Genomic DNA, 8,472 nt, shown 5'->3' with positions numbered 1-8,472 from the left:
GGTCAGGCCGCCGGCTCGTCGACCCGCCGGGTCGCCGCCGCGGCGGTCGCCGTCGTCGCGATCGGGCCGGCAGCGTCGGCCGTGGGAGCGGTGGGGCCGCCGGGGCGCACGAGCACGGGACGCCGACGCGTGCGGAACACCCACGCCTTGAAGAGGACGAAGCGCACCAGGGTCGCGACGAGGTTCGCGCCGGTGAGCACCAGGACCTCGGCGCCGTGCGACGCCCCGGGCACGGTCGTGTGCAGCAGGACGAGCGACTCGGCGGTGATCGCCCAGGCGATGCCGAACACGACGAGTCCCTGCACGTGGTGGACACCGGCCCCCGCCCGCCCTCGGACTCCGAAGGTGAAGCGGCGGTTCAGTGCGGTGTTGCCGATCGCCGTGATGAGCAGCGCGAGGAAGTCCGCCGTCTGCGCTCCGATCGCGGGACGGAACAGTGCGTAGAGCAGCGCGAAGGCGACCGTGGACAGCACGCCGATGGTCCCGAAGCGCATGAGCTGACCGATGATCCCCACGTGCGGTGTCGTGAAGGGCTGCCGGCCGATGGCGTCGTACACCGGGTCGATCGGGATGCGCCCGGTCGCGAGCCCCCGGGAGACCCGCCACATGCCCTTGAGGTCCTCGGCTGCGGTCGACGCGATGTGCACCGAGGAGTCCACGTCGTCGACCCAGTCGACCGGGACCTCGTGGACGCGCAGCCCCGCGTGCTCGGCGAGCACCAGGAGCTCGGTGTCGAAGAACCACGCGTCGTCCTCGCAGAGGGGCAGCAGGTGGTCGGCGGCCTGGCGGGTGATCGCCTTGAACCCGCACTGGGCGTCGGAGAACGACACGCCCATCGTGCTGCGGAGGAGCAGGTTGTACGAGCGGGAGATGAACTCGCGCTTGCCGCCGCGCACGACCCGGGAGGACCCCGCGAGCCGCGTGCCGATCGCCACGTCGGAGTGGCCGGAGAGCAGCGGTGCGACGAGCGGTTCGAGCGCCGCGAGGTCGGTCGACAGGTCCTCGTCCACGTAGACGAGCACGGCGGCCGGGGACGCTGCCCAGACCGCCTTGAGGGCGCGGCCGCGACCCTTGAGCGGCAGGTGGACGGCGTGCACCTCGGGCAGCATCGCGGCGAGGTCGTCGGCGATGCGCCCGGTGTCGTCGGTCGAGGCGTTGTCGGCGATCGTGATGCGCCAGGTGTGCGGCAACGACGTCCGGCAGAAGTGGTGCAGACGTCGGACGTGGGCGGCGAGCGTGCCCTGCTCGTCGTGGCAGGGCACGACGATGTCGATGTCGAGCGCGGTGCTGCTGTCGAGCGGGGTGCTGCGGTCGTGGGGGGTGGCTGCTTCCGTCATGCCGCCCAGGCTCGGCAGCGCGTCGATGCGGACCGCAGCAGCACCCTGTGGTGCCCCTAAGAAGCGGTCGGAGGGCTCAGCCGGTGACGCCGAGCACGATCTGCACGATCGCGACGACGGCGAGCGCCGCGATCGGCACGCCCGCGATCCAGAGCCCCGCGCGCGTCTGCGTCCGCCGGATCGTCGGCATCGCGTGCGAGGTCTGCGCGAAGCGGGTCGCGGCGACGAGCTCGGGGGCGGCGGCCGGCGGCTCGGGTTCGGGCTGGGGTCGGTCGTCCTCGAACGCCGGGACCTCGACGACCAGGTCCTCGGGTCGGGCACGCTCCGGCAGGCGGGTGAACCGCTGGTCCGTCCCGCGCGGGTCACCGTCCCGCAGGTCGCCGCTGCGCAGGTCGCCGTCCCGCAGGTCGCCGTCCCGCAGGTCGCCGTGTCGCTGGTCCATCGCGTTCCCCTTCCGCCGGTGCCCGCAGCGTACCCGTGGCAGACGAGGAAGCGGGAGCGGGTACGCGTGACGATCCTGGTTCGCGGTCCGCGGTGATCGTGCACCGGGATCGTCAGGCGTCGGATCGGTTGCCGACCTCCGGCAGGCCGACCGTGAACGCGGTCCGTCCCGGCTCCGACACGACCCGGACGCTCCCACCGTGTGCGGTCACGACCGCGCGGACGATCGCCAGTCCGAGGCCGCTCGTCCCGTGCTCCCGCGAGCGGGACGACGAGCCTCGGGTGAAGCGGTCGAACAGCACCGGCAGGACCTCGGCGTCGATCGGGGGTCCGTCGTTCGCCACGACCAGCCGTGCGAGCCCACCCGTCGCGGCCTCGTCGCCCCCGGTGCGCGGGACCCGTTGCAGCGACACCACGACGGTCGTCCCCGCCGGGGTGTGCGTCCGCGCGTTCGCGAGCAGGTTCGTGACGGCGCGCCGCAGCTGCCCCGGGTCGCCGGACACCGTCAGCGGGTGGTCGTCGGCGAGCTGCAGCATCCACCGGTGGTCGGGTGCGGTGGCTCGTGCGTCCATCACGGCCTCGACCACCGTGGCGGTGAGGTCGACCTCCTCGTGCACCGTCCCGGGCCGGGCGGCGAGGGCCGCGGCGTCGGGCACCGGGCCGTCGGGCGCCGCGCCGTCGTGTGTCGCCGCGTCGGGTGCCGCGCCGTCGTGTGTCGCGGCGTCGAGCCGGGCGAGCAGCAGGAGCTCCTCGACCAGGTCGCCCATCCGCACCGCCTCGCGGCCGATCCGTTCGGCGTTCCGCTGCAGCGCTGCGACGTCCTGCGAACCGGCCGACAGCTCGGCGTAGGCGCGGACGGTCGCGATCGGCGTGCGCAGCTCGTGCGAGGCGTCGGCGACGAAGGTGCGCATGCCCCGCTCGGCGTCCCGTCGGACGGTCAGCGCGCGGCCGACGTGGCCGAGCAGCCGGTTGAGCGCGGTGCCGACCTGTCCGACCTCGCGGCTGACCACGAGGTCCGCGGAGGGCACCCGGGCGGCGATGTCGGCGTCGCCGCGTTCGAGGTCCAGCGCGGTGACGCTCGACGCGACGGAGGCGACCCGCTCGAGCGGCCGCAGCGATCGTCGGACGGCCAGGGTCAGCGCCCACGCCGCGACGAGGAGTGCGAGCAGCGTGGTGCTCCCGATGACGACGACGAGTCGGACGACCGACGCGCGCAGGTCCCCGAGGGGCAGCGCCGTCACGAAGACGTCGCCGCCGCGGGTGACCGCCTGCGCCCGGTACGCCCCGAGCGACCCCAGCGAGACCGTCGTGGGGGTCGCATCCGGTGCGACGTCCGCGAGCACGGCCTCCTGCGCTCGGCTGAGACCGTGCTGCGCACCGGCACCGTCCGTGTACCCGGCGAGCACGGCGTCACCGTCGCGCAGGACCGCCACGACGGTGTCGGCCGCCTGTCCCGGCGCCCCGATGAACCGGTTGTCCGGGTCCTGCTGACCGCCGGAGGACTCCGGGGGCGGTCCGGACGGCGGCTGCCCGCCCGGGGTCCGGCCCGCCGCCGTCGCCAGCTCCGCGTCGAGCCGTCCGACCAGGTACTCGCGGTACGCGATCACGGTCACCGCGCCGACGACGACGTTCGTCGCGACGAGCAGCAGCGCCACGGCTCCGACGATCCGCCAGCGCAGCGACGGGGTGCGCACCGGTCGGGAGGCACGCCCCGCCCCGTCGGGACGGCTCACGGCGTCGGCCGCAGCACGTAGCCGGCGCCCCGGACCGTCTGCAGCATCGGCTCGCGTCCGGCGTCGAGCTTCCGCCGCAGGTACGAGACGTACATGTCGACGAGGTTCGACGACGTGCCGAAGTCCATGCCCCACACGCTCGCCAGGATCTGCTCGCGGGACAGCACCCGGTTCGCGTTCCGGGCGAGGTGGCGGAGGAGCTCGTACTCGGTCGGTGTGAGCTCGATCGGCTCGCCGTCGCGCAGCACCGAGCGGTCCTCCTCGTCGAGCCGGAGGTCGCCGACCACGACCGCGGACGACCCCGGTGCCGCGACCACCTGCGGTGCGGTCCGGGCCAGGATGCGGGCACGGACGAGCAGCTCGTCGATGCCGAAGGGCTTCGTCAGGTAGTCGTCGCCGCCGCCGGTGAGTCCGGCGAGCCGGTCCTCGGGGGCGTCCCGGGCGGTGAGGAACAGCACCCGCACGGGGTCCCGGGCGTCCCGGAGCCGCTCGAGCACCTCGAAGCCGTCGATGTCCGGCAGCATCACGTCGAGCACGACCACGTCGGGCAGGAACTCCCGCGCCGCGAAGAGCACGTCCCGTCCGCGGTGCACGGCCCGCACGGCCCAGCCGTCGCCCTCGAACGCGAGGGCGACGGCATCGGCGAGCGCGTGCTCGTCGTCGACGACGAGGACCCGGACGGGGCTGCCGTCGGTGCGTCGGAGTGGTCGGTCCGCCATGCACCGGAGCCTAGCCACCGCCGTGTCCTCGTCGTCGATCACGTCGGTGCCGTCACTTCGTCGCGCTCAGGTCGTAGACGGTCTGGCCGCCGACGGTCGTCGCCTCGTAGTGCGCGGCGACCCACTCCTGGATCGCGCTCGCGGTCGAGGACCCGCCGCCCATCCCGCCGCCGGAGCCCGAGGACACGTAGTAGCCGATGTCACCGGCCGCGACCCAGGCCTGGAACTCGGCCAGGGTCGGCGCGGGGTCGCTCGACCAGCCGCCGATGGCCATCACGGCGGTGTCGGTGTCGAGCTCGAGCTGCGCGGCCGACTGCGAGCCGTTCACCGCGGCCGACCACTTCGCGTCCGAGGCGGCGAGCAGCTTCGTCAGTGCCGACGACGTCGTCACACCGCCACCACCCATCCCGCCGCCGGTCGGGGCACCGTCCTCCGAGGTCGCGGAGCCGGAGCCGGAGCCGGAACTGCCCGGCATCGTCGGGACGCCGTCGTCCGTCCCCGCAGGAGCCGAGCCGGTCGGCGCTTGCCCGCCGCTGTCCGGGCCCTGCCGGGAGCCGTCCGTCCCGTCCTGCTGCGTGCCCTGCCCGCCCGGGCCGCCACCGTCCTGGGAGCCGTCCGTCTGCGTGCCGTCAGTCGACCCGCCGGGGCCTCCCGCGCCTCCCGGCTGTCCACCGCCACCGCCGCCCGGGAATCCTGCTGCGCCGCCCGTCCCACCGGAGCCGCTGCCCGCCGGGCCGACGCTCGGGATGGACCCGGAGTGCGCGACGGTCGTCGTGGCGAGCGCGTACGCGGTCGTGCCGGTCAGCCCGAACAGGGTGCCGGCGAGGACGCCGACGGTGACGGCCTTCCGGAGGGTGGGCACGCTGCCGACGACGATCGCCGCGGCGGACAGGAGCCCCCCGGCGAGCACCACCCATCGGAGCCAGGGCAGCCAGGTCGGGTCCTCGTTCAGCAGGCACCAGCTCCAGAACGCCGTCCCGCCGACCATCGCGGCGAGGCCGAGGCGACCGGTGACACGCTCGCGGGCGTGCCAGAGGAGCGCACCACCGGTGCCGACCAGGCCGGCGATCGCCGGGGCGAGCGCGACCGTGTAGTACGGGTGGATCGTGCCGGACATGAACGAGAAGACCAGACCGGTGACGATCAGCCAGCCGCCCCACAGCACCAGACCGGCGCGTGCCGGATCGGCGAGGTGCCGACGACCGACGACCACCAGGCCGAGGACGAGCGCGACGAGCGCGGCGGGCAGGAGCCAGGAGATCTCGAGGCCCATCTCGGACGAGAACAGGCGGTCCAACCCGGTCGCACCGCCGAACGACGAGCCCGCGGTGCCGCCTCCGCCCATGCCGCCCCCGCCGCCGCCGTTGCCCGAGCCGCCGAAGATGCGACCGAGGCCGTTGTAGCCGAACACCAGGTCGAGGACCGTGTTGTCCGTCGACCCACCGATGTACGGGCGCGACTCCGCGGGCCACAGCGCCACGGCGACCACCCACCACCCCGCGGACACGACGAGCGAGACCGCGGCGATGCCGAGGCCGATCGCGCGCCGGCCCCAGCTCGTGCGTGCGGCGAACAGGTACACGAGGCCGAACGCCGGCAGGACGAGCAGGCCCTGCAGCATCTTCGTCAGGAACGCGAAGCCGAGGGCGACACCGGCGAGGGCGATCCACCGCCAGCTGCCCCTCGGGAGCGCCCGGACGGTGCAGTACGCGCCCGCGGTCATGAGCAGGACGAGGAGCGCGTCCGGGTTGTCGAAGCGGAACATCAGCGCGGCGGCCGGGGTCGCGGCGACGACGAAGCCGGCGAGCAGCGCACCGACGTTCGCGGTCGTCGCACCGAGGCGGGCGAGGGTCCGCCGGACCGTGCCCCACACCAGGGCGACGGAGCCGACGGCCATGAGCGCCTGGGGGAGCAGCAGGCTGGTCGACGAGAAGCCGAACACGCGGGCGGACAGCACCATCACCCACAGCGAGGCCGGGGGCTTGTCGACGGTGATGAAGTTCGACGAGTCGAGGGAGCCGAAGAAGAACGCCTCCCAGGACTTCGTGCCGGCCTGCACGGCGGCAGCGTAGAAGCTGTTCGCGTACCCGGAGATGCTGAGGTCCCACAGGTACACGACGGCGGTCAGGACGAGGAGCGCCCAGAACGCCGGGCGGAGCCAGCGGGCGTCCTCGCGCTCGCCGGCGAACAGACGGGCGGCAGCCGGGCGGCAGCCGGGCGGCGCATCGGCGCTCCCGGGTGCGCTCGGTCGTGACGGTCGGTCACGGGGATCGGGTACGTGGTCATGGCAGGGAGCATCGCCGGGCCGGGTCGGCCGTCCCGATGTGCTGCCTTGGTGCTTCCTAAGACGTCACGTGCCGGTGACCGCCCGGCGGATCTGCTCGATCGGGACCTTCGGCGTCCGGTCCGCGTGGAGCAGGCCGTTCGTCTCCTGCATCGTGTCCGTCAGCTGCGTCCAGCACGAACCGGCCAGGAACGAGCTCGCCCGGACCCCGTCGTAGAGCGCCGTGATCCGCGCCACCCAGTCGTCGCCGTCGACCGCCGCCGTGTAGCCCCAGCCCTCCGTGTGCCGACCGGCGGCCTGGTACCGGACGCCGCCGAACTCCGTGAGCATCACCGGTTGCCCGCGGTCGCCCGCGCCGCCGACGAACTGCGGGTGGCCGGACGGGGCGAGACCCTCGAGGGCGCGCGTGCGTGCCGCGTCGTCGCGGTAGGTGTCCGCGAGCACGGCGCCGTCGCCCTCGTAGTCGTGGATGGTCACGACGTCGGTGTCCTGCTGCTCCCAGCCGTCGTTCCCGATCACGGGACGGGACGGATCGAGGGCCCGGGTGAGGTCGACGAGCGCTCGCGCGTACGCCTGCTGCGCGGGGTCCGAGACGACGTGCTGGATGCCCCACGACTCGTTGAACGGGACCCAGGTGACGATCGAGGGGTGCGAAGCGTCCCGTTCGACGGCGGCTGTCCACTCCGCGGTGAGCCGGCGGACGGCCGTGGGCGAGAACTCGTACGCCGCGGGAGCCTCGCCCCAGACCATGAGGCCGAGGCGGTCGGCCCAGTAGAGGAAGCGCGGGTCCTCGATCTTCTGGTGCATGCGGGCGGCGTTGAAGCCGAGGGACCTGATCAGCTCGACCTCCTGCCGGTGCGCGAGCGGGTGCGGTGCGGCCAGGTGCGACTCCGGCCAGAACGCCTGGTCGAGCACACTGCGCACCGGGTACGGCTGCCGGTTGAGCAGGAACCGGCCACCGCCGACGCCGACCGTGCGCATGCCGAGGTAGCTGGCGACGACGTCGAGCACGGCGCCGGACGCGTCGACCAGGGTGAGGACGGCGTCGACGAGCCGCGGGGTCTCCGGCGACCACGTCAGCTCGTCCTCGGCCTGACCGTTGCGCTGCCGTGCGATCGGCACGGTGACCTCGAGGGTCGGACGGCTGGCGGTGGCGTCCCACTCGGTCGTGCCGAGGTCCTCGTCGCGCTCGTCGAAGCGGAGGGCGACCCGGAGCCGGGCACCGGCGGGCACCCGCCCACGGAAGCGGACCGACAGCGCCGTCGACGCGGGGGAGGCGGGGGTCCACCGGAGCGCGTCGATCGCGGTGGTGGGCACGGCCTCCAGCCAGACCGGCTGCCAGATGCCCGTCGTCCGGCGGTACCAGATCGCGTGGGCCTCCTCGTGCCAGTCCTGCTTGCCGCGGGGCTGCGTGACGTCGTCGGGGTCGTCCTCGGCTCGGACGACCAGCACGTGGTCGGCCCCGTCGGGGGTCTCGGCGAGCAGGCTCGTGACGTCGAACGTGAAGGGGGTGTGCCCGCCCTCGTGCTCGCCGACGAACCGGCCGTCGATCCAGACCCGGGCGCGGTGGTCGACCGCGCCGAAGTGCAGCAGGACGCGGGGCCGGTCGGTACCGTGCCCGGCCTGCACGAGCTCGTCGTGGCCGATCGTCCGGCTGTACCAGACGACCGGGTGGAACCCGGGGTCGCCGATGCCGGACGCCGTCGACTCGGGCGGGAAGGGCACCGTGATGGTCCGCGGCGACGGCACCCCGGCGACCCACCCGGCATCGCTCCCGGCGTCCTCGTCGTCGTGCCGGAACGACCAGGGGCCGCTGAGGTCGACCCAGTCCCGTCGGACCACCTGCGGCCGGGGGTACCGGCCGTCCTGCCGGCTGGCGAGGGGGACGACGGAGACGTCGGCGGAGGACACGGGGGCGACGCTGCTCATGCTCCCGCAATTTACAGCGCTGTAAACAA

Annotated in this window: 6 protein-coding genes; all 6 read right to left on the bottom strand. The window is 74.0% G+C overall.

Annotated features, from left to right (window positions below; translation table 11 throughout):
* Positions 1-2 precede the first annotated feature (2 nt).
* Positions 3-1,337: a glycosyltransferase gene (locus tag ACH0A8_RS15170; RefSeq protein ID WP_406907475.1), complete on the bottom strand. Its 1,335-nt coding sequence runs from the start codon at positions 1,335-1,337 to the stop codon at positions 3-5.
* Between the two features lie 76 nt (positions 1,338-1,413).
* On the bottom strand, positions 1,414-1,779 hold the full coding sequence (locus ACH0A8_RS15165; RefSeq protein WP_406907474.1) for a hypothetical protein: 366 nt from the start codon (positions 1,777-1,779) through the stop codon (positions 1,414-1,416).
* A gap of 112 nt (positions 1,780-1,891) precedes the next feature.
* Positions 1,892-3,511 carry a sensor histidine kinase gene (locus ACH0A8_RS15160; RefSeq protein WP_406907473.1) on the bottom strand — a complete coding sequence of 540 codons (1,620 nt, stop codon included), beginning with the start codon at positions 3,509-3,511 and terminating at the stop codon, positions 1,892-1,894.
* Positions 3,508-4,230 (bottom strand): response regulator transcription factor, encoded by a 723-nt coding sequence (locus ACH0A8_RS15155; protein ID WP_066655996.1) that lies wholly within the window; start codon positions 4,228-4,230, stop codon positions 3,508-3,510. The genes ACH0A8_RS15160 and ACH0A8_RS15155 overlap by 4 nt, the downstream gene beginning before the upstream one ends.
* Before the next feature lie 52 nt (positions 4,231-4,282).
* Complete coding sequence (locus ACH0A8_RS15150; protein WP_406907472.1) at positions 4,283-6,346, bottom strand: ArnT family glycosyltransferase; 2,064 nt, start codon at positions 6,344-6,346, stop codon at positions 4,283-4,285.
* Positions 6,347-6,580: 234 nt separating this feature from the next.
* Positions 6,581-8,443: a glycoside hydrolase family 2 protein gene (locus ACH0A8_RS15145; protein ID WP_209685764.1), complete on the bottom strand. Its 1,863-nt coding sequence runs from the start codon at positions 8,441-8,443 to the stop codon at positions 6,581-6,583.
* Positions 8,444-8,472 lie beyond the last annotated feature (29 nt).

The organism is Curtobacterium sp. 179-B 9B NHS, assembly GCF_045370965.1.
Taxonomy (GTDB): Bacteria; Actinomycetota; Actinomycetes; order Actinomycetales; family Microbacteriaceae; genus Curtobacterium.
Note: the sequence above shows the minus strand (reverse complement) of the source record. Positions and strands in the feature narration are given on the sequence as shown.

Bases quoted from the DNA above. Each gene is read 5' to 3' on its own strand.
- ACH0A8_RS15145 (WP_209685764.1), bottom strand. From the start codon at position 8,443: ATGAGCAGCGTCGCCCCCGTGTCCTCCGCCGACGTCTCCGTCGTCCCC.
- ACH0A8_RS15155 (WP_066655996.1), bottom strand. From the start codon at position 4,230: ATGGCGGACCGACCACTCCGACGCACCGACGGCAGCCCCGTCCGGGTC.
- ACH0A8_RS15165 (WP_406907474.1), bottom strand. From the start codon at position 1,779: ATGGACCAGCGACACGGCGACCTGCGGGACGGCGACCTGCGGGACGGC.
- ACH0A8_RS15170 (WP_406907475.1), bottom strand. From the start codon at position 1,337: ATGACGGAAGCAGCCACCCCCCACGACCGCAGCACCCCGCTCGACAGC.